At 70.0% G+C, this 24,418-nt stretch carries 19 protein-coding genes, 1 pseudogene and 1 riboswitch; of the genes and pseudogenes, 7 read left to right on the forward strand and 13 right to left on the reverse strand.

The window, feature by feature from the left end:
* Positions 1-35: 35 nt before the first annotated feature.
* From gspD to AC3WQA_RS09425, 13 genes and pseudogenes are all read right to left on the reverse strand, one after another.
* Positions 36-2,654 (reverse strand): type II secretion system secretin GspD, encoded by a 2,619-nt coding sequence (gene gspD / locus AC3WQA_RS09365; RefSeq protein ID WP_492674798.1) that lies wholly within the window; start codon positions 2,652-2,654, stop codon positions 36-38.
* 84 nt (positions 2,655-2,738) lie between these two features.
* Positions 2,739-3,482, reverse strand: a complete 744-nt coding sequence (locus AC3WQA_RS09370; RefSeq protein WP_492674799.1) for a hypothetical protein — start codon at positions 3,480-3,482, stop codon at positions 2,739-2,741.
* Entirely contained in the window at positions 3,479-4,132 is a 654-nt protein-coding gene (gene gspM, locus AC3WQA_RS09375; protein WP_492674800.1) for a type II secretion system protein GspM, read from the reverse strand. Before gspM ends, AC3WQA_RS09370 begins: the two co-directional genes overlap by 4 nt.
* Positions 4,129-5,292, reverse strand: a complete 1,164-nt coding sequence (locus AC3WQA_RS09380; protein WP_492674801.1) for a PilN domain-containing protein — start codon at positions 5,290-5,292, stop codon at positions 4,129-4,131. Before AC3WQA_RS09380 ends, gspM begins: the two co-directional genes overlap by 4 nt.
* Positions 5,289-6,149, reverse strand: coding sequence for a type II secretion system minor pseudopilin (locus AC3WQA_RS09385; RefSeq protein ID WP_492674802.1), 861 nt, complete (start codon positions 6,147-6,149; stop codon positions 5,289-5,291). The genes AC3WQA_RS09380 and AC3WQA_RS09385 overlap by 4 nt, the downstream gene beginning before the upstream one ends.
* Complete coding sequence (locus AC3WQA_RS09390) at positions 6,146-6,859, reverse strand: prepilin-type N-terminal cleavage/methylation domain-containing protein (RefSeq protein WP_492674803.1); 714 nt, start codon at positions 6,857-6,859, stop codon at positions 6,146-6,148. Before AC3WQA_RS09390 ends, AC3WQA_RS09385 begins: the two co-directional genes overlap by 4 nt.
* On the reverse strand, positions 6,856-7,371 hold the full coding sequence (locus AC3WQA_RS09395) for a prepilin-type N-terminal cleavage/methylation domain-containing protein (RefSeq protein ID WP_492674804.1): 516 nt from the start codon (positions 7,369-7,371) through the stop codon (positions 6,856-6,858). Before AC3WQA_RS09395 ends, AC3WQA_RS09390 begins: the two co-directional genes overlap by 4 nt.
* Positions 7,368-7,802, reverse strand: a pseudogene (locus tag AC3WQA_RS09400) (GspH/FimT family pseudopilin); the annotation flags it as partial. The gene AC3WQA_RS09395 and the pseudogene AC3WQA_RS09400, both read right to left, overlap by 4 nt.
* Before the next feature lie 65 nt (positions 7,803-7,867).
* Positions 7,868-8,236 (reverse strand): type II secretion system protein GspG, encoded by a 369-nt coding sequence (locus AC3WQA_RS09405; protein ID WP_492676341.1) that lies wholly within the window; start codon positions 8,234-8,236, stop codon positions 7,868-7,870.
* An 88-nt stretch (positions 8,237-8,324) separates the two neighbouring features.
* Complete coding sequence (gene gspF, locus AC3WQA_RS09410) at positions 8,325-9,539, reverse strand: type II secretion system inner membrane protein GspF (RefSeq protein WP_492674805.1); 1,215 nt, start codon at positions 9,537-9,539, stop codon at positions 8,325-8,327.
* A gap of 120 nt (positions 9,540-9,659) precedes the next feature.
* Complete coding sequence (gene gspE, locus AC3WQA_RS09415) at positions 9,660-11,375, reverse strand: type II secretion system ATPase GspE (protein WP_492674806.1); 1,716 nt, start codon at positions 11,373-11,375, stop codon at positions 9,660-9,662.
* Positions 11,376-11,591: 216 nt separating this feature from the next.
* Positions 11,592-13,226, reverse strand: coding sequence for an ESPR-type extended signal peptide-containing protein (locus tag AC3WQA_RS09420; RefSeq protein ID WP_492674807.1), 1,635 nt, complete (start codon positions 13,224-13,226; stop codon positions 11,592-11,594).
* Positions 13,227-13,345: 119 nt separating this feature from the next.
* The gene (locus AC3WQA_RS09425) at positions 13,346-14,947 is read right to left on the reverse strand and encodes a M4 family metallopeptidase (protein WP_492674808.1); all 1,602 of its coding nucleotides are present in this window, start codon (positions 14,945-14,947) and stop codon (positions 13,346-13,348) included.
* Positions 14,948-15,133: 186 nt separating this feature from the next.
* Here AC3WQA_RS09425 and AC3WQA_RS09430 point away from each other — a divergent pair, with 186 nt between their 5' ends.
* The 7 genes from AC3WQA_RS09430 (at position 15,134) to leuB (ending at position 24,340) form a co-directional block, all read left to right on the forward strand.
* Positions 15,134-15,952: a TatD family hydrolase gene (locus tag AC3WQA_RS09430; RefSeq protein WP_492674809.1), complete on the forward strand. Its 819-nt coding sequence runs from the start codon at positions 15,134-15,136 to the stop codon at positions 15,950-15,952.
* Positions 15,949-16,170: riboswitch (cobalamin riboswitch) on the forward strand. (Overlaps the previous gene by 4 nt.)
* 129 nt (positions 16,171-16,299) lie before the next feature.
* Complete coding sequence (btuB, locus tag AC3WQA_RS09435) at positions 16,300-18,201, forward strand: TonB-dependent vitamin B12 receptor (protein WP_492674810.1); 1,902 nt, start codon at positions 16,300-16,302, stop codon at positions 18,199-18,201.
* A 368-nt stretch (positions 18,202-18,569) separates the two neighbouring features.
* Positions 18,570-20,222, forward strand: a complete 1,653-nt coding sequence (locus AC3WQA_RS09440) for a 2-isopropylmalate synthase (RefSeq protein ID WP_492674811.1) — start codon at positions 18,570-18,572, stop codon at positions 20,220-20,222.
* A complete protein-coding gene (locus AC3WQA_RS09445) occupies positions 20,219-21,154 on the forward strand; it encodes a branched-chain amino acid transaminase (RefSeq protein ID WP_492674812.1) in 936 nt (311 codons plus the stop codon). The genes AC3WQA_RS09440 and AC3WQA_RS09445 overlap by 4 nt, the downstream gene beginning before the upstream one ends.
* A complete protein-coding gene (gene leuC / locus AC3WQA_RS09450; protein WP_492674813.1) occupies positions 21,151-22,563 on the forward strand; it encodes a 3-isopropylmalate dehydratase large subunit in 1,413 nt (470 codons plus the stop codon). The genes AC3WQA_RS09445 and leuC overlap by 4 nt, the downstream gene beginning before the upstream one ends.
* On the forward strand, positions 22,560-23,204 hold the full coding sequence (gene leuD / locus AC3WQA_RS09455; protein WP_492674814.1) for a 3-isopropylmalate dehydratase small subunit: 645 nt from the start codon (positions 22,560-22,562) through the stop codon (positions 23,202-23,204). Before leuC ends, leuD begins: the two co-directional genes overlap by 4 nt.
* Complete coding sequence (leuB, locus tag AC3WQA_RS09460) at positions 23,201-24,340, forward strand: 3-isopropylmalate dehydrogenase (protein ID WP_492674815.1); 1,140 nt, start codon at positions 23,201-23,203, stop codon at positions 24,338-24,340. Before leuD ends, leuB begins: the two co-directional genes overlap by 4 nt.
* The last annotated feature ends 78 nt before the right edge of the window (positions 24,341-24,418 follow it).

The raw sequence follows: 24,418 nt of genomic DNA on the forward strand, positions 1-24,418 counted from the left end.
ATGATAGCGCCCCGCCCCGCACGGCAAGGCGCACGTCACTGGCTGGCGCCACACTGCTTCACCCACTCGCGCGCGGTGCGCGCGCCGGCCGGATCGCCGGTCTTGTCGTGCACCTGGGCCACCACCTGCCAGTTGCGCACGCACAGTCCGCCCTTGTGCGTGCCGGCACGCCAGGACTTCATCGCCAGCTCCTGGGCGTCGTGGTAATCGCCCTTGCCCAACGCGGCCTCGGCCTGCTGCTGCAACTGCTCGGCCGGGCTGGCCAGCGGCATGGTGGTGGCCGCGGCGGGCACTGCCGCGGGCGCGGCGGCGCTCGCGGGCGGCGTGGCCACCGGCGCCACGCCCGCCTGCCGCTCGGCCTGCAGCGGCTTCAGCGATTCGAACTCGCGCTGGTAATCGTCGGTGATCTGGCGCGCCTCCTCGCTGCTGCGGATCACGCGCGGGGTGATCAGCACGATCAGCTCGGTGCGGTTGCGGCTGCGGTTGGTGGTGCCGAACAGGCGGCCGAGGATCGGCACGCGATTGATGCCGGGCACGCCGTTGTCGTCGCCGTTTTCGTTCTGCTGGATCAGGCCGCCCAGGAGCACGGTCTGGCCGCTCTGCACCGCCACCTGGGTCTGCATGCTGCGGTCGGCGATGGTGAAGTTGCCGTTCTTGTCCTGCGCCGTGGGGTTGCTCACTTCCTGGCTGACGTCGAGATAGACCAGGCCGCCGGGATTCACGCGCGGCACCACCTTGAGGATCACGCCGGTCTGCATGTACCGCACCTCGCCCAGCGTGCCGATGGTGCTGCCGCCGGTGCCGAGGCCCGGCGTGATGTAGCTCTGGTTCACCGGCACGTTGTTGCCCACCTGGATCTGCGCCGGCTGGTTGTTCATCACCACCAGCGAGGGCGCGGACAGCGTCTTGGTGTTGCCGCTGTCTTCCATGGCGCGCACGGCGACCTGCATTTTGCTGTTGAGGAAGGAATAGAAGAACGGCTCGCCGTGGAAGGCATTGCCGCCGCCGCCCAGCGCCTCCTGCCGGTGCCGGTAGGGCTGCCCGGGGATGATGATCGGGTTGCCGTTGCTGTCGGTGCCGCTGGTGCTGCCGGTGAGCCCTTGCAGGTACCACTGCACGCCGAACTGGAACTGGCCGGTGAGGCTCACCTCGAGGATGCGCGTCTCGATCTGCACCTGCAGCGGCACGGTATCCAGCCGCTTGATGGCGGCCTCGATCTCGCCCCACTGCGAGGGGCGCGCGCGCACCAGGAGCTGGTTGTTGGCGTCCACCGAACTGATGCGGATGCTGCCGTCCTCGGAGACGTATTGCTGATCCTGGCTGGCGGCGCTGGCGCCGGCGCCGCCCATGGCATTCATGCCGCCGGTGCCGGCCATGCCGCCACGCCCGCCGAGGCCGCCGATGCCAGTGCCGCCGCCGGCCATGCCGCCCAGGCCGTTGGCGCCGGCGCCGCCGAAGCCGCCGGCCGATCCCGGCACGCCGCCGGCGACGCCGGTATTGCCGCTGCCGAAGCTGCCCGCCATGCTGCCCATGCCGCTGGCGGCGCCGCGCGCGTTTTCGGCGCCGCCCAGGGTGCCGGCCGTGAGGCCGGGACCGACCTCGCCGCCGGAGGACGCGCCGCCGCCACCGCCGCCGCTGGCGTAGATCTGCGCCAGGTACTTGGCCAGGTCGGAGGCCTTGATGTTGCGCACGTCGTACACGTACAGCTGCGGCTGGTTGCCGCCGCCCTGGTCGATGCGCGCGATCCAGCCGCCCACCTCGTCGACGTAGCTGGGCTGGGTGCTGATGACCACCAGCGCGTTGGTGCGCTTGATCGGGATGAAGCGCAGCATGCCGGCCAGCGGCGTGTCGCCGTGCGGGCCGAACATGTCGTCCAGCCGCGACATCAGCTGCTCCACGTCGGCGTGCTGCAGGTTGAACACGCCCACCGACATGCCGCGCAGCCAGTCCACGTCGAAGGTGCGCACGGTGCGGTCGTAGTTGGCCAGTTCCTCCGGCGTGCCGGCCATCACGAGCAGGTTGCGCGCGGGGTCGACCAGGAGGATCGCGTCGGGCCGCGCGAACGGCTTGATGAGTTTCTGCATTTCGGCCGCCGCGATGTAGTGCAGCGGGAACAGCCGCGCCTGCAGGCCGCCGGCCGGCGTCGCCGCGCCCAGGCTGGGCACCAGATTGCCGCCCACGGCGTCCTTGGCCGGCAACACCACGTAGCTGCCGCCGCGCTCGACCAGCGCATTGCCGGTCCACGCCAGCAGGGTTTCCAGGATGGGCAGCGCCTGGCTGGATTCGACCGGCTCGGAGGTGGAGAAGGAGATGCTGCCCTGCACGCCGGGCACGATGGTGTAGTTCTTCTTGAGCAGGTCGCCGAGGATCGCCTTCACCACCGCCTGCACCGGCTGGTTTTCAAAATTGAAGGTGACACCATCGGCGCCGGTCACCGCCGGGCGCGGATGGGCCAGCGCCGTGGCGTGCACGAACTCGCCGCTGCCGCGGCTGACCTGCGGCAGCACGGCGGCGTTGCCGGCGGTGTCCTGGTCGTTGCCCAGCGGCAGCGGCGCCGGTACCGGCGCGTGCGTGCCGGCCATGGCTTCGCGCTGCAACGAGGTGTCGTCGGGCCGCGGCGGCCGGCTGGCGCAACCGGCCAGGAAGGTCAGCATAGCCAGAGCAAGAATGCGCAGCCAAACGCCGCGCGGGCTGGCGAGCGGTCGCGAAAGAGCGGAACGGGACAGGTGGAACATGGATCAATGGGCTCCTTCGGGAGGCGACGTCTGGCCGGTGGCGCGACGCTGCAGGATGGCGGCCTTGAGTCGGCGCAATCGTTCAAGCTGTTGCTGGTTGTATTGCGGCGGCGGGGTGGCGGGGGCGGCACGCCCCATCGATGTCACGCGCTGCACGGCAGCGGGTTCCGCGGCGGCCGCGTGTGGCGCCGCGCGGGCCGCCGGCGGCGGTTCGGGCAGTGGCGGCCGGGCGTCGTGTTCCGCCGCGACGGGCGCCGCGGCCGCATCGATCGGCGCGCCCGCGGGCAGCTTCAGTTCGGTGCGCCCCTGCGCGCCGTCGAAGATCACCGCGCGCGACTTCACCTCGACCAGGGTGGCGCTGCCATCGGGCAGGGCCTGCCCCTCGCGCACGCGCAGGCCCTGCTTGCCGTCCTTGTCGTGCAACAAGGCGATGCGCACCTGCGGGGTGAGGATGATGCCGGTCAGTTCCAGGTCGCCCAGACTGCTGCCGCCGCTCACGGCGTGCGCCTCGGGCTTGCGGTCGGGGCTGAACAGGGACTGCTGCCACACGGCGGCGAAGTGCTCCGGCGGCAAGGGCGGTGGCAACGCGGCCGGCTTGCCCGCAGCGGGCAGCTTGCTGGCGGCGCGCAGCGGCTCCCAGTGCACGCCGCGTCCCAGCCCGGCGAGCAGCGCCAGCCACAGCACGGCCAGCGACACCGCGGCGCCCACCAGCAGCGGCGTCAGGCGACGTTGGGCGGCGGCGTTCATGGCGCGTCTCCTGCAGCATTCACCGGTGCACTGGCTGGTGCGCTGGCCGCACCGCCGGTCGCCGGCCGCACATAGCCGGACAGGGTGAACTGCACTTCCAGCGGCGGGCCGCTGCCCTGCCGCCCCGCCACCGGGTTGCGGTAGACGCTCAGGCTGTCCACGAACAGGTAAGGGGTGCCCTGCTCCAGCGTCTGCAACACGCCCACCAGGGGCTCGATGTCGCAGCTCAGGTTGATGCTCACCGCAGCCTTGCGGTACGGCTCGCCCGAGGCCACCGTCGGGTTGGGCACCGGCATTTTCTGGGTCACCGTGCAACTGCCGCCCTGGGTGTGCGCGCCCACCGCGTCGACCACGCGCTGCATCAGGTCGGCGGCGGCGGTGTTGGGATCGTCCTCGGGCAAAAAGGCGCTGCTGGCGGCCGCGCCGGCACCCAGCGCGTCCAGCCGTTTCTGCAGCAGCGGCTTCTCGGTGATGGCCGCCGCGTAACGGCTCTGCGTATCGCGCAGCTCGTCCATCTGCGCACCGACCTCGCGCAGCGGCGCCACGAACCACCAGTGAAACAGCAGGAAATAGCCGGCCAGCAGTGTGGCGAGCAGCAGGCCCACGGCGGCGATGCGGCTGTCGCGCGGAGAGAGCTTGACCGGCTTCATGGCGAGCCCTCGCCCGCGGGCGGCTGGCTGCCGCCCTTGCCGGCGGTCGCCTGATGCAGCTGCGCCACCATGTAGAAGCGCTCCTTGCCGCTGGCCGGATCGGCCTGGATGCTGCCCTGGAAATTGGCGTTGTCGATCAGCGGCGAGCCCTTGAGCAGGTCCAGCAGCTTGGCCGCCTGCGGGCTCTGGCCCTGGAAGCCGATCTGGCCAGCGTCGTCGATGGTGAGGCGCTCCAGCCACGCGCTGGCAGGCAGGCGCTGGGTGAGGTCGAGCAGCACTGCGAGCACGCCGACGCGCTGCGCCTTGCGCTGCGCCAGGAAGCCGGCCGCACCGGCGTCGTCCTGCAATTGCTTGCGCAGGCCGGCAACCTGCTGCGCATCGGTGCGCATGGCGTCGACCTGCGCCTGCATCTGCGCAAGCGCGGCCTCGCGGTTGTGCAGCCAGCCACCCATGGCCAGCAGCAGCAACAGCACAGCGGCCACCGCCAGCGCGAGGTTCAGCCGCAGTCGCGGCCGGCGGCGATGCGGCGCACGCTCGGGCGGCAGGAGATCGACGCCCAGCCGGCCGGCGCCAGCGAGCACGTCCACCGCATCCACCGCGATGCCCAGCGCATCGAGCCGTTTCAGCAGCGGATCGAGCGTGCCGCGACGGACCACCAGGAGCTCCGTGGCGACGCGCCCGGGCGATGGCGTGTCCGGCAGCTCGCGTACGGCGAAATAGACTTGCGCGGCGGTAAACGGGGTCTGCCGGTCGAGCTCGTAACCCGCCACCTGGCGCAGCTTGCCGCGCGCCGCCTGTGGCAGGTGCAACGTGCGGCGCAACACGGCCGCCGAGGGCAGCAGCAGGGCAAGCCGACGATCCTCCGGCTCCGCCTGTCGCCAGGCGGCGGCAAGGGCGGCTTGCTGCGCAGCGGGAGCGAGGTTGTCGCGCCAGCGCGCCAGCGGCTCGGCCTCACCGGCGCGGCGCAGCGACCACTCGCCGCCACGCGCCTGCAGCAGGTGCCAATCGGCGCCGCCGCCCAGCACGACACGCCAGCGCGCCGGCAGCAGCGCAGCCAGTTCCTTGCCCCACCAGGCGAAAAACGCCGGCAGGGGCGAACCGCGCCAGCCCTCGCGCAGACGATCCAGCCAAGGCTGCAGCGATGGCGTTGCAGCATTCATTCCCCGTCACCCTCCTGCCAGCGCAGCACCGTATACGGCAACACCCCCATGGTGCCGGGCCGTTGACGGATCGTGGCACGGATTTCCGCGCGCGTACCGTCGGCCAGCGTGGCCTCGGCACGAATACTAGCCGTGATACCCCCGCCAAGGGGAGGCATGCCGGCGTCGGCGTTGTGTTGACGTGCAGCCAGCACGGCCTGCAACTGCTGCGGATCGAGCCCGGGGATCGCCGCCAGCGCCAGCGACGGGGCGGTGTTGGGATCGGGCACGGCACGCCCCGACCACAACGTGATGGCCGGTTGCAACCTGGCGTACAGATCCGGCGTCATGTCCAGCACCTGCTGCAACTCCTCCAGCGTGGCGAAGGGCCCGTGGCGCGGGCCGTAATCGCGACCGGCCGCCGCGTAGGCCGCGCGATCCGTGTCCGCCGCCGCCGTGTCGCCGGCAAAGCTGCGCCAGGCCACCACATGGGCGGTGAGCCGGGCGGCGGCGGCGCTATCCAGCCCGGCGGCGCGGAACAGGCCCTGCAGCACTTCGGGCGTGGCGGCATTCAAATCGACCTTGCCGTCCTCTTCGACGATGGACAGCTTGACCCGCGCGCCGTCGAAGGCGAACGGATACATCCGCCCATCGCCCACCCAGCGCAGCTGCGGATCGCCCTGCTGCAGGCTCCAGATGGCGCGCATCAACCCGGCCTCGGCGGCGTAATGCGCCTGCGTCTGGGCAAACTGATAGCGCGTCTGCACGGCCTGCGTGCGCGCCAGCACCGCATAGCCGCCCAGGAGGATCGCAAGCAAGGTGCAGGCCCACAGCACCAGCAGCAAGGCCACGCCACGTTGATCCGCGCGCCCGCTCATCCGCCGCCCCCGGGCAGGTTCATGTTGCCCGGCAACATGCCGCGCCGGCCCACCACGGCGGCGGCGTCCACACGCAGGGGAACCTCCAGGTCGGGCCAGGCCTGACCCGCCACCGGCGTGATCCGGATACGCACCAGCTGCGGCAGCATGCCGCCATCGGCCCAATGGTCGGCCCACGGCAAGAGCTGGTTCTGCGCGTCGCGGCCACGGTAATCGAAGCGGCCGGACTGGATGTGATCGAGCAACACCTGCGGCTTGCCCAGCGCCTTGGGCGGCGCGCCGTCGGGCGACAACAGCGCCAGTTGCAATTCCAGCCGCTGGCCGCCCTTGCCGCCGTCGACCAACTTGAGCACCTGCAACTGCGGCCCGAGCTTGCCAAGATAGCCAGGCAGCGGCGCCACATAGCGCATCTCCTGCGCCTTGCCGATGAACACGATGGGCTGGTTGTGGTCGTCGCGCGCCAGGCCCTGCGCCAGCGACTGCGCCAGCTCGCGGCGCAGGAAGCGCTGCGCCGCGTCGATCTCGTCCATCCGTTCGATGGCCGCGCTGCCCGAGCGCACGCCGTGGATGGCGCTGCGCACGCCCGAGTACACCCCCACCAGCAGCAACGACAGGAGCGCCAGCGCACCCAGCACTTCCAGCAGGGTGAAGCCGGCAGCGCCTGCAGGAGCGCGGCCAGCGGACGCCGGAAACGACGGGCGCGCGTTCATGGCGAACCGCCCGGTGCCTGCGGCCGCCCCAGCCGCAACGTGCTGAAATGCGCCGCGTTCGGATGCGCGCCCTTGCCCCACTGCACCGCCAGATCCAGCCGGTACAACTGCAGCGCGCCGTCGCCCGGCTTGCTGCCCGGCACCGGCCACGGCGTCGTGGTGAGCGTCCAGCGGTAGGTCTGGTTGAACTTGCCCGACTGGCTGCCCGGCGTGGGCGGCTCGGTGACGAAGGCACTATCGAGCAAGCTGCGCGCCCACAACGCCGCCTCGTCATGCGCCGCGGCGTTGCGCGACAGCACGATCGCCCCGCTGCCCACCCTCATCAGGGCGGCAAAGGCGACGGCAAGCAGGAGGATGGCGGCGATGACTTCGAGCAGGGAAAAACCGCGTTGCCTGCGCGGCGCGGGGCACGGATCGCGGCGGCAGGCGGCCGCGGCGAACGGCGCGGCCGGCCCGCATGCCCTGCCAAGCCGCGAGCTGCAGCATCGGCTTTTTCCGCATCCCGGTTTCACGGCTTCGCCCCATCCACCACCGCCACCTGGCCGGTGAGCCACGACACATTGATGCGCCACTGCCGCTGGCCGGCGGCGAGGATGATGTGGCCGCCGGTGGAGCTGCCGTCGGGAAAGAAGCGGATGCGCCCGGTGTGGTCGTCGGGGCGATCCTCCAGCGCGCTGGTGATGGAAAGCTTCATGCCCTTGGGCAGCGCCACGTGCTTGCGCTGCGGGCTGCTCCAGGTGTCGGCGCGCACGTCAACGTCGAAGGTCTGCTCCTGGTGGTGCACGATGGCCTGCGCCCGCGTGGCGCGCAGCCCCGCCGCGACCTCGCCGCTGGCCGCATTGACGCGCGCCCCGGCCAGCCCCTGCGTCACCGACACCGACACCGCCGCCGCGGCAATGCCGATCAGGAGGATCACGACGAGCATCTCGAAGAGGGTGAAGCCCGCGGGGCCGGGACGCGGGGCACGGAGGCCCCATCGTTCCGCGTCGCGCGCCGCACGCCCCGGTTTCATTGCCAATTACCCGCATCCTTGTTGTAGCCGTCGCCGCCGGGCTTGCCATCCTGGCCGTAGAAGATCAGGTCGAAAGCGCCGTGGTCGCCCGGCGCCTTGTAGCCGAAGGCGTGGCCCCAGGGGTCTTTCAGCTCGGAGGCCTTGGCATACGGTCCTTGCCAGTTCGCCGCACCGGCCGGCTTGGTCATCAGGTCCTGCAGCTGCGACGGCGGCGCGCCGTTGTCCAGCGCGTAGTTCTCGATCTTCTGGCTGAGCGTGGTGAGCTGCGCCTTGCCGGCGCCGTACTTGCCCTTGTCCATGTTCTTGCCGACCTGGGTCACCACCACCGCGCCGACGATGCCGATGAGCACGATCACGGCGAGCATTTCAAGCAGGGTGAAGCCGCTTTGCCTGCGGGACGCGCACCGCGCCACGGGCTCCGCATTAAAAAATCCACTCATCATCATTCTCCGATCATTGAATATTGCTGGTGAGGCTGAGCAGCGGCAGCAGGATCGCCGCCATGATGAAGCCCACCAGCACGGTCATCACCACGGTGAGCGCGGGCACCAAAGCGGCGAGCAGGCGATCGATCGAACGGCGGCTTTCCAGCTCGAAGGTGTCGGCCACCTTCAGCAGCATGGTGTCCAGTTCGCCGGCCTCCTCGCCCACCTGCACCATCTGCAGCGCAAGGCGCGGGAACAGCTTGGACTGGCCCAGGGCGAAACCCAGCCCGCCGCCCTCCTTCACCTGCTCGTGCGCCTGCAACAGGGCTTCGTCCAGCGCGCGGTTGGCGGTGACCTGGCGCGCGATGGCCAGCGCGCCGAGCAGCGGCACGCCGTTCTTCAGCAAGGTGCCCAGAGTGCGCGCGATGCGCGCGGTCAGCACCTTCAGCATGAGCGGGCCGATCACGCGCATGCGCAGCAGACGCGCGTCCCAGGCCAGCCGCGCGGCCGGTTCGCGCAGGCGCGCACGCTGTGCGAACGCGCCGCCCACCAGCAACAGCACGATCAGCCACCACCACGATTGCAGGGTCTGGCCAATGGCCAGCACCGCCTTGGTGATCCACGGCAGCGGCACCTGCATGTCCTCGAAGATCGGCACGAACTGCGGCACCACGTAGGCCAGCAGCAACACCAGCGAACCCAGCACGCCCACCATCAGGAAGGCCGGGTAGATCAGCGAATTGATGATGCTGCCGCGCAGTTGCTGCGAACGTTCGAGGTAATCCGCCAGCCGCCGCAGGGTGTCCTCCAGCGAACCGCCGGCCTCGCCCGCGCGCACCAGCGCGAGGTACAGCCGCGGGAACACGCCGTGCTCCTCTTCCAGCGCCTGCGACAAGGGCACGCCGCCGCGCACGCGGTCGCGCACCCGCTCGATCAGCTTCCTCGCATGCTCGCCCTCGGGCAGGTCGAGCAGGATGCCCAGCGCGCGATCCAGCGGCTGGCCCGCGCCCAGCAGGGTCGCCAGCTGATGGGTGAACTGCGCCAGCTGGTCGCCGTTGAACGGCCCGCGCTTGAACAACCCGGTCAGCCCCGAACCGCCGCCCGCCGCGGCCGGCGTCGCCTCCAGCGGTGTATGGCCCTGGTCCTGCAGCCGCGCGATGGCTTCCTCCACGCTGGCCGCTTCCAGCTGGCCGGTGAGCAGTTCGCCGGACTCGCTGATGGCGCGATATTGAAACTGGCTCATGCGGCTCGACGCTCCCGCATCGCCATACGCTCAAACGCCAGCGAGTCCGCATGCCGTGTGTGCCCCCTCCCTCCCCAGCGGGTAGCGGGAGCGGCTCCTCGCGAGGAGGAAGCCATGGCCTCAGCCCTCCTGCGTGACACGCAGCACCTCCTCCAGCGTGGTGACGCCGGCCAGTGCCTTGAGGATGCCGTCTTCGTACATGGTGCGCATGCCCTCCGCACGGGCCTGCTGCTCGATCTCGCCGGCGTCGGCCTTGCGCATCACCAGGCGGCGCAGCGGCTCGCTCATCACCAGGAATTCCATGATCGCCTGGCGGCCACGGTAGCCCGAGGGGTTGGTGGCGCTGGAACCAGGCTTCCACAGCCGGATCGGCTGGCCGTTGGCGTACTTCTCCAGCTCGAACTGCGCGATCACCTCGGGCGCGGGCGTGTAGGGCGTGGCCGTCTCCGGATCGAGCCGGCGCACCAGGCGCTGGGCGAGGATGCCGTTGACGGTGGAGCCCATCAGGTAGTCCTCCACGCCCATGTCGAGCAGGCGCGTGATGCCGCCGGCCGCGCTGTTGGTGTGCAAGGTGGAGAGCACCAGGTGGCCGGTGAGCGCGGACTGGATCGCGATGCGGCAAGTCTCCAGGTCGCGCATTTCGCCGATCATGATGACGTCGGGATCCTGCCGCACGATGGAGCGCAGCGCTGCGGCGAAATCCAGCCCGATCTGCGGTTTGGCCTGGATCTGGTTGATGCCCTCGATCTGGTATTCGACCGGGTCTTCGACGGTGATGATCTTGACGTCCGGCGTGTTGATCTTCGCCAGCGCGGTATACAGCGTGGTGGTCTTGCCCGAGCCGGTGGGGCCGGTGACCAGCAGGATGCCATTGGGTCGGTGCAGCACCTCGCTGAAACGCTGCTCGAAGGCATCGGTGAAGCCCAGCGAGGCGAAGTCGAACACCACCGACTCGCGGTCGAGGATACGCATGACCACCGATTCGCCGAAGCTGGTCGGCACGGTGGAGACGCGCAGATCCAGCTCCTTGCCCTGCACGCGCAACTGGATGCGGCCGTCCTGCGGCAGGCGGCGTTCGGCGATGTTGAGGCGCGCCATGATCTTCACGCGCGAGATCACCGCGGCCGTGCTCGACGCCGGCGGCGCCTCCACCTCGTGCAGCACGCCGTCGATCCGGTAGCGCACCTTGAGCCGGTTCTCGAACGGCTCGATGTGCACGTCGGAGGCGCGCTGTTCAACCGCCCGCTGCAGGATCAGGTTCACCAGACGGATCACCGGCGCCTCGGAGGCAAGGTCGCGCAGATGCTCCACGTCGTCCACTTCGCTGGCGCCGCCGTCGATGTTCTCCACGATGGCGCCCATCGCGGAACGGCCGCTGCCGTAGTAGCGCTCGATCAGGTCGTCGATCTCCGAGCGCAGGCCGATGCACAGGCTCACCGGGCGCCCCGCCGCCAGACGCACCGCATCGAGCGGATAGGGGTCGGCCGGGTCGGCCACCGCCAGCATCAGGCCGCGCTCGCCGCCGTCCACCGGCACCACATGCTGCTGCTTGAGGAAGCGCGCGGAGATTTCCAGCTCGGCCGGCGGCAGATCCGGCACCTCGGCGACGGCCACCAGCGGCGCGCCCAGCAATTCCGACCAGGCCAGTGCCAGCACGCGCTCGGACACCAGGCCCAGCCGCGCCATCAAGGCGGTCAGCGTGCCTTCCGGTGTCTCCTCGTGCAGACGCCTGGCGCGCGCCAGATCCGCCTCTTTCAGGGCGCCGCGCGCCACCAAAAGGGCGCATACCGCCGCCTCGCGCTCGTCCACCGCCGCTGCCAATGTCCTCGCCACCATCGTGCCCCACTTTGCCGGCCGTTGCCTACATCGCGCGCGCCGCTCCCCCGAGCTTCGCCGGACAGCCACTGTAGCGTGCCTGCCGTCCGGTAGATACGACCGCAGACACACCCCATGGGTTCCAGCGCGTCCGCGTCGATGCACGCCCCCCGGATGCACGAAGGCCGACGCCTGTTGGCGCCGGCCTTCGTATTTTCATGCGGTCGTTGGCCCGGCCTACCAGCCGAAGCCCAGTCCCACCCCGGTGGAGGTCTCGCTGCCGCTGATCGCGGCGCCCACCGTCACGTTGCCGTGTTTGGACAGCGCGTGCGAGTAGCCCACCGCCAAGGCGCCACGCCCGCGGTAGCCTCCGGCGCCCACGCCAAAGCGATTGGGCGTATCGATGCCCTGCGTGCTGAAGGCCATCTGCGACATCGCCGCCCCCATCGCGCCCACCTGGGCCAGGCGATGGTCGACCGCGTGGAAGCGATCGTCCATCTCGCTCCGCAGGCTGTTCACGTCAGCGCTGGTGGCGAGCGCGGCAACCTTCATGTCGGTGTAGGTCTTGGCCGAGTTCAGGGTCGTCGCGTCGCCGTTGTCGGCATAGGCTTTGGCGTCGACCACAGCCTGCTGCACCTGGCCATAGTTCGCCGCATCGGTCGTCGCCGTGCCGGCAGCCACGTTGACGACGCGCCGTTCGGCGCCTTGCGCGCCCACCGAGACGGTATTGTCCTGGTCGGCCACCGAACCGGCACCGAGCGCCACGCTGTTGGCGCCATCCGCCTCCGCACCGACACCCGCCGCCAGCGAATAGTCGCCCGTGGTCACCGAGCCGTAGCCCAGTGCCGTGGACAGCCGGCCGGCTGCCGCGCTGTAACCGCCCAGCGCCACGGTGCCAACACCGAGCGCACCGCTGTTGAAACCGATCGAGGCCGATTGCTGGCCGACGGCGCCGCCATAGGCGCTGGAGCCTTCCTGCGAGCCGATGCCGATGGCATAGGCGCCGGAAGCCTTGGCGTCGGTACCCATCGCCAGGCTGTTGGTGGCCGTGGAGAAGGCGCCGCCGCCCAGCGCCATCGCACCGTCCGCGGCAGCATAAGCGCCGCCACCGAACGCACTGGCGCCTGCGCCCTGCGCCCAGGCGCCGTTGCCCATGGCGGTGGCATTGTCGCCCAGGCTTACCGTGTTGTAGCCGAGCGCCATCGCACCGCGGCCAGCAGCCACCGCCAGCGAGCCCAGCGCCACCGAACCTTCGCCCGATGCCATGGTGGCAAGCATGCCGTTGGCGGGATCGGGATCGGCGCCGCCGATGGCAATGCTGCCGCGGTCGAAAGCCTGCGCATTGGCGCCCAGCGCCACGCTGTTGTAGCCGTCGGCACCGGCGTTGTAGCCGCCGGCAAAGGCGTTGCCGCCGGTGGCATAGGACACCGCGCCCACGGCCGTGCTGTTGGCGCCATCGGCACCGGCGCCGGCACCATAGGCGCTGGCGCCGGTGCCCGAGGCCTCGGTGTAGTAGACGTTGCCGTCGGCATCGGTATAGGAGCCACCTGTAGCGGTACCGCTCTCGCTGGCGCTGGCATTGGCGCCGGTGGCGGTGCCGCCCTGATCCGCCGTGGCACCGGCGCCGCAGGCCTGCGCATCATTGCCCGTGGCCGTGGCCGGATCGCCCGCCGTCACCATGGTGCAGGTGGCCGCCGGCTGCGCCGTCTGCGCATGCGCGCCGGCGACCGGTGCGAGCACGCCGCCCAGGAGGCAGGCGAGGCCCACGACGGCCGCGCGGCGCCCTGCCTTGCCACACCGCGCCGCAGTCTCCGGCGCCACCACCAGCAGGCCCTTGGCCCGATTCCACACCTTGCTGTAAACCCTGTTCATTGTCAGTTTTCCCCTGGCCATCGCGTCTGACGCGATAGCGCTCGATCATGGTTCGGATGGCGTCTGGACGTCATCGTGAAGCGCCGGGCCGCCACGGCCGCGCGGCCCGGCGGGTTGCGTCACTGCGCGCTGCAGGTCACGCCAACCGTCTGGAATGCGGCCACCACGTCCGCCTCGGCATAGCCACGGTCGATCGCGGCCTGCTCGACGCCGCAAGCGCCACTGTCGAAGGTTTCCGCCGGCCCCCAGTACACGGCATTGCCGTCGTGGAACACCTCGAACGCCTTGCGCGTATCCCAGCCCGCGGTCCCGGCCAGCGTGCAGAAGGCGCGGTTGTAGACGCCGCTGGAGTAGTGCACATCCAGGCCGTCGTAATAGTCGGCGGCGGTATCAATGGAGGCGCCGTCGCGGCTGGGCGTGCACATGTCGCGCAAGGCGGGCAGGCCCAGCATCGTGGCCGTCGCCGGCTTGATCATGTCCTCGCCCACCAGGAAGTCGTTCCGGCCGCGGTCGTAGAACTTCACCGCCTCGCCTGCCATGTCGGAGAACGCCTCGTTCATGCCACCGGACTGCCCGGTGTACTGCAAGCCGGAATGCTGCTCGGTGAAGCCGTGGCTGATCTCGTGGCCGGTGACATCCAGCACGACGAACGGATAGAAATACTGGTCGCCATCGCCGAACACCATCTCCGCGCCATCCCAGAACGCGTTCTCGAAGTTGGTGCCGTAATGCGTCCACATGTGCAGTTGCATCGGCGAGCCATCGGGGTTGACCAGCGGCGCCTCGCCAAACCAGTCGCGGTACATGTCGCGCACCACGCCGCCGAAGTGCTGGGCATCGTTGATCGGCGAATAGGCCTCGTTGATGGAATCGCCCATGCTGACCCAGCCCGCGGGATTGTTGCCGGCGCAGCCAAACGACCACTGGGTGACCCGATTGACGCTGCCGGCCAGGCTATAGGTGACGACATCGCCGTCGCCGAGGTAGCAGGCACTGCCTGCCTTGACCGCCGGCAGCAACCCGAGCCCCGGGCCGGAGTTGTCGTAGTAATACATGCCGGTTAGCGTGTTGCCGCCCGGGCCAGTCACCGCCACCGCCGTCGGTCGACTCCCACCGGTTGGCAAGCGGCCATCAGTCAGGCCCTCCCACTGCTTGAGCACCGCCCCGGTATTGGCGTCCACGATGGCCGTGGGCCGCGAAGGCCCCGTGCCCGTATCCACCACGTAGGAAGCCAGGTACACCAAGCGCGGCGCGGCCTCGTCCTGCGGGTACACGTACAGTTTGCTCTGCGCATGGCGCGTCGCCAGGCCCGTCTGCTGCATGTACTGCTGCAGCGCGGCCTGCGCGCGTGCAGAGGTGAGCTGGGGCTGCGTCGACGACAGGCTGACCGACAGGTTGCGCTCCACCACGCCATGTGCCGAGAGCACCTCGCCGCTCGCACTGCGCTCGACCACCACATGGCGCCCATACACCGGCACGCCGCCATGCAGCTGCTCCTCGCGTGATTTCAACGTGCCACGCGCAGTGATCGTCGCACCCTCGGCCAGCAACGTGTCGGCGCGACCCAAGCCGATCCGCGACACCAGTGCAGAGGCATCCACGTGGCCAAGGCGGCCCATATTCACGGGCGTTTCCTGGCCAGCGGGGGCCGCCACAGTCAGCGGCGCCACAGCGGCGCCCAGCAGCGCGAACAAGGCGCTGGCAAGTTTGGTCCTGATCATTCCGTCATCCCCTGATTAAAACGCGATGCCGGCGGCAAACCCGGCGCCACATGAAGAAACATCGTGCGTCAGGCCTTCCCCCGAAGACCCGGCCTTGGCATCCTACGGGCAACCATGCGCCGCTCGCAACAAGATCTTGCGAATTGCAAGATCTTGTGAACTTTGCAAATCTCCGCCCGAACCTCCATGCAACTCATCGACATCGGCGCCAACCTCGGCCACGAATCCTTCCGCCACGACTTCGCCGCCGTGTTGCGCCGCGCGCACGAGCACGGCGTGACGCGCATGGTGGTCACCGGCGCCTCGCGCGCAGGCAGCGAGGAAGCGCTGGCGTTGGCGCGCGCGCACCCCGGCGTGCTGTGGGCCACCGTCGGCGTGCATCCGCACCACGCGGCGGACTACGACGCGGCCACCGATGCGCGCCTGCGCGAGCTGGCGCAAGACCCGCTGGTGCGCGCCGTCGGCGAGATGGGGCTGGATTTCAACCGCAATTTCTCGCCGCGCGAGGCGCAACTTTTCGCCTTCGAACGCCAGCTCGCCATCGCCGCGGAGCTGGGCAAGCCGGTCTTCCTGCACCAGCGCGACGCGCACGCGGATTTCCTCGCCCTGCTCAGGCGCTGGCGCGACCGGCTCCCCGCCGCCGTGGTGCACTGCTTCACCGATACCCGCGAAGCACTGCTCGACTACCTCGCACTGGACTGCCACATCGGCATCACCGGCTGGATCTGCGACGAGCGTCGCGGCAGCCACCTGCGCGAGTTCGTGCGCGAGATTCCCGCCAACCGCCTGATGATCGAGACCGACGCTCCCTACCTGCTGCCGCGCACCGTGCAGCCACAACCTTCGTACCGGCGCAACGAGCCGATGTATCTCCAGCACATCTGCGCGGAGATCGCGCGCGACCGCGGCGAGCGCATGGAAATCACTGCGGCGAACAGCACGGCGACGGCCGAGCAGTTCTTTGGCCTGCCGCCTGCGTTGCCGCCGATGGCCGTCCAAAGCTAAACTCGGCCCGTTCAGGTGTCCCGCAGGCATTCGCCCCAGGGATGAAACGGGAAGCCGGTGCGTGGCCCTTGCCACCATGCCGGCGCTGCCCCCGCAACGGTAGGCGAGCAACACGCGCGGCCATCCGCCACTGTGCCCACGGCATGGGAAGGCGCCACGCGGGACGGGCATCCCCGTCGCTCGCAAGCCCGGAGACCGGCCCGGACACGACTGCTGGCACGCGGAGGGCGTGGCTGGACAGACGCGTCCGGCTTCGCCGTGCCTGCCTGTTTCCGCCCCGTTTGCCGCCCCGGCTCATTGATGCCAGGCCAGGCCGTGCGCGGGCGTGCGGCCTCGAGGAACGCAACGTGAAGAAGACCCTGTTGACCACGGCACTCCTGTGCTGTCTCCCCGCCGCGCAAGCGGCCGAACCCGCCGACGCCAACGCGCTGTCGGCAGTGATCGTCACCGCCACGCGCACGCCGATCACCGCCGACGATGCGCTCTCCTCGGTGACCGTCATCACCCGCGCCGACATCGAGCGTCTGCAGCCGCTGTCGGTGGCGGATCTGCTGACCGGCCTGCCCGGCGTCTCCATCGCGCAGTACGGCGGGCGCGGCCAGCTCACCACGTTCTCCCTGCGCGGCACCAACGCCACCCACGTACTGGTGCTGATCGACGGCATCCGCATCGGCTCCTCCACCGCCGGCTTCGCGCGGCTGGAGCAGATCCCGGTGGAGCAGATCGAACGCATCGAGATCGTGCGCGGCCCGCGCTCCAGCCTGTACGGCCCCGACGCCATCGGCGGCGTGATCCAGATCTTCACCCGCCACGGCACGCCCGATGGCGGCCTCGCCCCCTCCTTCAGCACCACGGTCGGCAGCCACGGCCTGGCCGCCGCCAGCGTGGGCCTGGCCGGCGGCGACGCGCATGCCTGGTACAACGCCAGTCTCGGCGGCCAGTACACCAGTGGCTTTCCGGCCTGCCGCATGGGCGCGGGCGAAGTGTTCGCCGGCTGCTTCGTGGACGACCCGCGCAACGACGCCTTCCGCGACTGGAACGGTGCGCTCAACGCCGGCTACCGCTGGGACAACGGCACCGAGCTCGCCGGCGACTGGCTGCGCAGCAAGAGCTTCGTGGAGTACGCCGGCAGCCCGTACGGCAGCAACCGTGCCATCGACGAGCAGCGCGTGGCCGGCGCGCGGCTGAGCTTCTCGCCGCTGGAGGCGTGGCGGCTCACGCTGAGCGCGGGCCAGAGCAAGGATCTCGCCACCACCTATTACCAGGGCACGTACTACGGCACCTACTATCCGCTGCAGCAGACCGGCTACGCCGACTCGCGCCGCAACCAGGCCTCGTGGCAGAACGACATCACACTCACCGCCGACCAGTTGCTCACCGCCGGTATCGACTGGCAGCAGGAGCAGGTGGACAGCAGCACCGCCTACCTCGCCACCGCGCGCCACGACACCGGCGCCTTCGCGCAGTACCAGGGCACGTTCGGCCGCAACGAAGTGCAGGCCTCCGCGCGCCGCGACCACAGTAGCCAGTACGGCGACCACGATACCGGCGCGCTGGCCTGGGGCTATGCCTTCGACCACGGCCTGCGGCTGTCCGCCAGTTACGGCAGCGCCTTCCATGCGCCGACCTTCAACGACCTGTACTTCCCGCCGTTCTACGGCACACCTTCGGCCAACCCCCAACTGAAACCGGAAACCTCGCGCAGCGCCGAGCTGGGCCTGCAGCAGCAGCTCGACGGCTGGCACTGGGCGGTGAATGCCTACCAGACCCGCATCAACCAGATGATCGTGCTCGACCCGGCGCGCAACTACGTGCCGTACAACCTGAGTCGCGCGCGCATCCGTGGCGTCGAAGGCCAGTTCGGCGCCACGCTCGCCGGCTGGCAGTTGCAGAGCTACCTGACCCTGCAGCAGCCGAAGAACGACGACGGCGGCGCCACCGACGGCAAGTGGCTGCCGCGCCGCCCCGAGCGCACCGCGCGCATCGACCTCGATCGCCGCTACGGCGCCTTCGGCGTGGGGGGCACCTGGTACGCGGCCGGCAAGAGCTACGACGACGTCGCCAACCGGCATCCGCTCGGCGGTTACAGCACGCTGGCGCTGCGCGCGAGCTGGCATTTCGCACCGGACTGGCAGATCGAAGGCAGCCTCGCCAACGCCTTCGACCACCGCTACGAGACGGCCTGGTACTTCAACCAACCCGGCCGCACCTGGTCGCTGACGCTGCGCTATCAGCCAGCCGCGCACTGACCGCGGCGCCAGGTGTCATGGGACATGGACGTCCAGCCGTCCAAAAACTTGTCGCGATTTTTTTCATAAGAAACCGGTTGACAGCGGCCAGTCGCGTGCCTTAGGGTCGACGACATGCCGCAACGCAACAGCCACCGTCATGTCACCCAACGCTACCGCCTCGCGGCGATGGCGGACGTGCTGCGGCTTCGCGGCCAGCTCATTACCAGCCTTCTTGTACTCGTACTCCTTATTACCAACGGAGGTGCGGGCTGAGGGCATGTGTCCAGGTAGCTAGAACCAGAACCTGAAAACACCCGAAGAACCCCGCACCAGAAATGGCGCGGGGTTTTTTCTTGCCTGAAGCTCGTTCCAAGCGGAGCGACGCGATGAAAAACCCGCAGCACGACAGCACGAACGAGGCCGGCGACGTAGCCGGCGACCTCGTGCGCATCTTCGACACCACCTTGCGCGACGGCGAACAGACGCCGGGTTTCTCGATGGACCGGCGCGCCAAGCTGCGCATGGCGCAGATGCTCGAAGCGTTGGGCGTGGACGTGCTCGAAGCGGGCTTTCCGGCTGCCTCACCGGATGATTTTGCTGCGGTCGCACAGATCGCCGGCATGCTGCAAACCACCACCGCCTGCGCGCTCGCGCGCTGCGTGCCGGGCGACATCGACGGCGCTGGCCGCGCGCTGGAAAAAGCCGCGCGTTCGCGCATCCACGTGTTCATTTCCACCAGCCCGCTGCACCGCGAACACAAGCTGGGCATGAGCCGGCAACAAGTGTTGGAGGCCGCCGTGGCTGGGGTGGAGCGCGCGCGCGGCCTGTGCCACGAGGTGGAGTTCTCCGCCGAGGACGCGATGCGCACCGAGCCGGCGTTCCTCGCCGAGGTGTTCAGCGCGGCGCTGGCCGCCGGCGCCAGCACGCTCAACGTGCCCGACACCGTGGGCTACACGACACCCACCGAAATCGCCGAGCGCTTCGCCTGGCTGCGCGCCCATGTGCGCGGCGCCGAACGCGCGGTGTTCTCCAGCCATTGCCACGACGACCTCGGCCTGGCCGTGGCCAACAGCCTCGCCGCCATCGGCGCGGGCGCGCGCCAGGTGGAGTGCACCATCAACGGCATCGGCGAGCGCGCCGGCAATGCCGCGCTGGAGGAAGTCGTGATGGCGCTGAAGGTGCGCGGCGCCTACTTCGGCGTGGACAGCCGCATCGACACGCGCAAGCTCTATCCCGCCTCGCGCCTGCTGTCCCAGCTCACCGGCCAGGCCGTGCCGCGCAACAAGGCCATCGTCGGCGACAACGCCTTCGCGCACGAGTCGGGCATCCACCAGCACGGCATGCTCAGGCACCGCGGCACCTACGAAATCATGCGCCCGGAGGACGTCGGCGTCGCCGAGACGAAGCTGGTGCTGGGCAAGCACTCGGGTCGCGCCGCGCTGCGCGCGCGGCTGGAAGCGCTGGGCCACACGCCCGACGAGGCCGCGCTGGACGCGATCTTCGCGCGCTTCAAGACGCTGGCCGACAAGAAGCGCGAGGTGCACGACGAGGATCTGGAAGCGCTCGCGCTGGGCCACGATCCGGCGGCGCAAGGCCCGTGGCGCCTGCTGCAACTGGGCACCAGCACGCACCTGGGCGGCGCCTCGGCCTCGGTGAAGCTGGCGCACGACGACGGCCGCGAGGTAGGCGAGGCCGCCATCGGCGACGGCCCGGTGGACGCCGTGCTGCGCGCGATCGAGCGCGCCACCGGCAGCGAGCTGCAACTGGCCGACTTCCACGTGCGCGCCGTGAGCGAAGGCGGCGATGCGCAAGGCCAGGCCCAACTGGTCGCCCGCCACGGCGGACGCGAATGGCGCGGGCAAGGCGTCAGCACCGACATCGTCGAAGCCACCGCGCTGGCCGCGCTGGCCATCGTCAATCGCATCGAACGGCAGTCGATGCCGGGCCGGCACGAAGCATCCATCGCAGCGTGCGTCCATGGAAGGCCGCCGCTTGACCCTCGCGCACACGGAAGCGCGCAAAAAGGAACCCATCCATGAATCACACCCCCTTCCTCTGGCACAACGGCCGCCTCAAGCCCTGGGCCGAGGCCAACGTCCACGTCAGCACGCACGCACTGCATTACGGCTCCTCGGTGTTCGAGGGCGAGCGCGTCTACGCCACGCCGAACGGCCCGGCCTATTTCCGCCTGGCCGACCACACGCGCCGGCTGTTCGAGTCGGCCAAGGTGTACGACATCGACGTGGGCTACAGCGCGGCCGAGATCGACGCCGCCTGCCACGCGGTGATCCGCGCCAACCAGATGCCATCGGCCTACGTGCGGCCCATCGTGTTTCGCGGTGCCGACTCCCTGGGCGTGCTGGCGAAGGACGGCGCGCCGGTGGAAGTGGCGATCATGGCGCTGGCCTGGGGCGCCTACCTGGGCGAGGCCGCCGAGCGCGGCGCCGATGTCTGCGTGGCCTCATGGCAGCGCCCCGCGCCCAATACCTTCCCGAGCTGGGCCAAGGCAGGCGGCAACTACCTCAGCAGCCAGCTGATCGGGCTGGAAGCGCGCCGCAACGGCTATGACGAAGGCATCGCGCTGGGCGTGGGCGGCATGCTCAGCGAAGGCGCGGGCGAGAACCTGTTCCTGGTGAAGAAGGGCCGCCTGCTCACCCCGCCCTCCAGCGCCGGCATCCTCGCCGGCATCACCCGCGACAGCGTGCTCACGCTCGCCGCCGAACTGGGCATCCCGGTGGAAGAGCGTGACCTGCCGCGCGAGGCGCTGTACAGCGCCGATGAAGTGTTCATGACCGGCACCGCCGCCGAGATCACCCCGGTGCGCTCGGTGGATCGCAAGCACGTCGGCAACGGCAAGCCCGGCGAGATCACCACCGCACTGCGCAGCGCCTTCTTCGGCCTGTTCGACGGCCGCACGGCGGACAAATGGGGCTGGCTTGAGGTCGTGGAGAAACAGGAGATCGCGGCATGACGGCCAAAACCTTGTTCGAGAAGATCTGGGACGCGCACGTCGTCGCGCCGGAAACCGCCGCCACCCCAGCCACGCTGTACATCGACCTGCACCTGGTGCACGAGGTGACCTCGCCGCAGGCCTTCGACGAGCTGCGCGCGCGCGGCCTGAAACTGCGCCGCCCGGATCGCACCCTGGCCACGCTGGATCACTCCACGCCCACCCTGCCGCCCGACGCCAGCGGCGAGCGCCCCTATGCCACGCCCGAGGCCAAGGCGCAGGTGGCGCAGCTGGAAGCCAACACCGCCGCCTTCGGCGTCACGCTGCAGGGCTGGAACAGCGAGGCGCGCGGCATCGTGCATGTGATCGGCCCCGAGCTGGGCGCCACCCAGCCGGGCATGACCATCGTCTGCGGCGACAGCCACACTTCCACCCATGGTGCCTTTGGAGCCTTGGCCTTCGGCATCGGCACCACCGAGGTGGGTCACGTGCTGGCCAGCCAGTGCCTGTTGCAGCGCAAGCCCAAGACCTTCGCCATCCATGTGGACGGCCAATTGGCGTCGGGCGTCGGCGCCAAGGATCTGATCCTGCACATCATCGGCACCATCGGCGTGGCCGGCGGCACCGGCTACGTGCTGGAGTACCGCGGCGCAGCCATCGAGGCACTGTCGATGGAAGAGCGCATGACGGTGTGCAACATGTCGATCGAGGCGGGCGCCCGCGCCGGCCTGATCGCGCCGGACGACACCACGTTCGCGTGGCTCAAGGGCCGCCCGCGCGCGCCGCAGGGCGCAGCCTGGGACAAGGCCGTGGCGCACTGGCGCACGCTGGCCAGCGACGCGGGCGCGCGCTACGACCGCGAGGTGCGCATCGATGCCGGCGCCATCGTGCCCACCGTCACCTACGGCACCCATCCCGGCGCCGCCATCGCCATCGACGCGCCGGTGCCCGTCGCATCGAGCGCGGTGGAACAGCGCGCGCTGGACTACATGCACAGCGTGGCCGGACAGCCGATGGCCGGCCACAAGGTGGACGTGGTGTTCATCGGCAGCTGCACCAACTCGCGCCTGCCCGACCTGCGCGAAGCCGCCCGCGTGCTGCGCGGCCGCCGCGTGGCCGACGGCGTGCGCATGCTGGTGGTGCCCGGCTCCGAGGCGGTGCGTGTCGCCGCCGAAGCCGAAGGCCTGCACGAGGTGTTCCGCGCCGCCGGTGCGCAGTGGCGCCTGCCCGGCTGCTCCATGTGCATCGCCATGAACGGCGACATGGCCCAGCCCGGCGAGCTCGTCGTCTCCACCTCCAACCGCAACTTCGAGGGTCGCCAAGGCAAGGGCGCGCGCACCGTGCTGGCCAGCCCCGCCACCGCCGCCGCCAGCGCGGTGGCCGGGGTGATCGCCGATCCCCGTCCTTATCTCGCGGAGGCTGCCGCATGAAACCCGTCACCCGCCTCACCTCACGCACCACCGTGCTGACGGACGAGAACATCGACACCGACCGCATCATCCCGGCGCGCTTCCTCACCACCACCACGCGCACCGGCCTGGGCAAGCACTGCTTCCAGGACTGGCGCTACCTGCCAGATGGCGGCGACAACCCAGCCTTTCCGCTCAACCGGGCCGAGGCCAAGGGCTGCGCCATCCTCGTCGCCGGGCGCAATTTCGGCTGCGGCTCCTCGCGCGAGCACGCGCCGTGGGCGCTGCTGGACTACGGTATCCAGGCCGTGCTGTGCAGCGAGATCGCGGACATCTTCCGTGGCAACGCGCTGAAGAACGGCCTGCTCGCCATCGTGATCAGCGCGCCCGAGCATCAGTGGCTGCTGGTGCATCCTGGCATCGAGCTGACCATCGACGTCGAAGGCCAATACGTCGGCTTGCCCGATGGCGGCCGCATCGGCTTCCAGCTCGAGCCCTTCGCCCGCCACTGCCTGCTCGAGGGCGTGGATCAGCTGGGCTACCTGCTGGCGCAGGCCCCCTTGATTGATGCGTTCATCCGTGAACGCGAAGGTCAAGAAGCGGCCGTCCCTGGCCGCACTTCCCGCAACAACCGCTCACCCATCACCGGATCGCTCGCATGAAAGCACGCATCGTCACCCTGCCCGGCGACGGCGTGGGCCCCGAGGTCGTCGCCGTCGCCGTCGATGTGCTGAAGGCCGTGGCCGCGCACTTCGGCCATGACTTCCAGTTCGACGAGCAGCTGATCGGCGGCGCCGCCATCGACGCCACCGGCGAGCCGCTGCCCGCCGCCACGCTGGCGGCCTGCCAGTCGGCGGACGCCGTGCTGCTGGGCGCCGTGGGCGGGCCAAAGTGGTCCGATCCCAACGCCCCGGTGCGCCCAGAGCAGGGCCTGCTGGCCTTGCGCGCCGCGCTGGGCGTGTACGCCAACCTGCGCCCGCTGCGCGTGCATCCCGCGCTGGCCAACCTGTCACCGCTGAAGAACGAAAAGCTCGCCGGCGTGGACGTGCTGTTCGTGCGCGAGCTCACCGGCGGCGCCTACTTCGGCGCCAAGACCAAGACCGATGTCGCCGCCACCGACGAGTGCCGGTACACCGTGGCCGAAGTGGAGCGCGTCGCCCGCCGCGCCTTCGAGCTGGCGCGCGGACGGCGCAAGCACGTCACCTCGGTGGACAAGGCCAACGTGCTGGAAACCTCGCGCCTGTGGCGCCGCACCGTCACCCGCGTGGCCACCGACTATCCCGACGTGACGCTGGAACACCAGTTGGTCGACTCGATGGCGATGCTGCTGCTCACCCGCCCCGCCAGCTACGACGTGGTGGTCACCGAGAACCTGTTCGGCGACATCCTCACCGACGAGGCCGCCGCCATCGCCGGCTCGCTGGGGCTGCTGCCTTCGGCGTCGCTGGGCGATGGCGCTGCTGCGGGCCCTTCGACTTCGGCTGCGCCTACGCTCAGGACAGGCCTGTACGAACCCATCCACGGCTCCGCGCCCGACATCGCCGGCCAGGGCATCGCCAATCCGGTCGGCACCATCCTCTCCGCCGCCCTGCTGCTGCGCCACTCGCTGGGCCTGAAGAAGGAAGCCGCCGCCGTCAGCGGCGCGGTGGAGCGTGTGCTGCGCGAAGGCCCGCATACCCGCGACCTCGGCGGCAAGGCCGGCACCGCCGAGGTGCGCGACGCGGTGCTGGCCGCGCTGGCCGCGCGCATCGGCGCCGGCGACATCTCGGATGACGAGGTCAACGCATGTTGCGGCTGAAATCCCCTTCCGGCGGACGCTCCCCGTCCGCACCCCATGCCCTCTCCTGCGCGTCGCGTGCGGCGACGGGAGCGACGA

It is taken from the genome of Rhodanobacter sp. FW106-PBR-R2A-2-24, assembly GCF_058789615.1.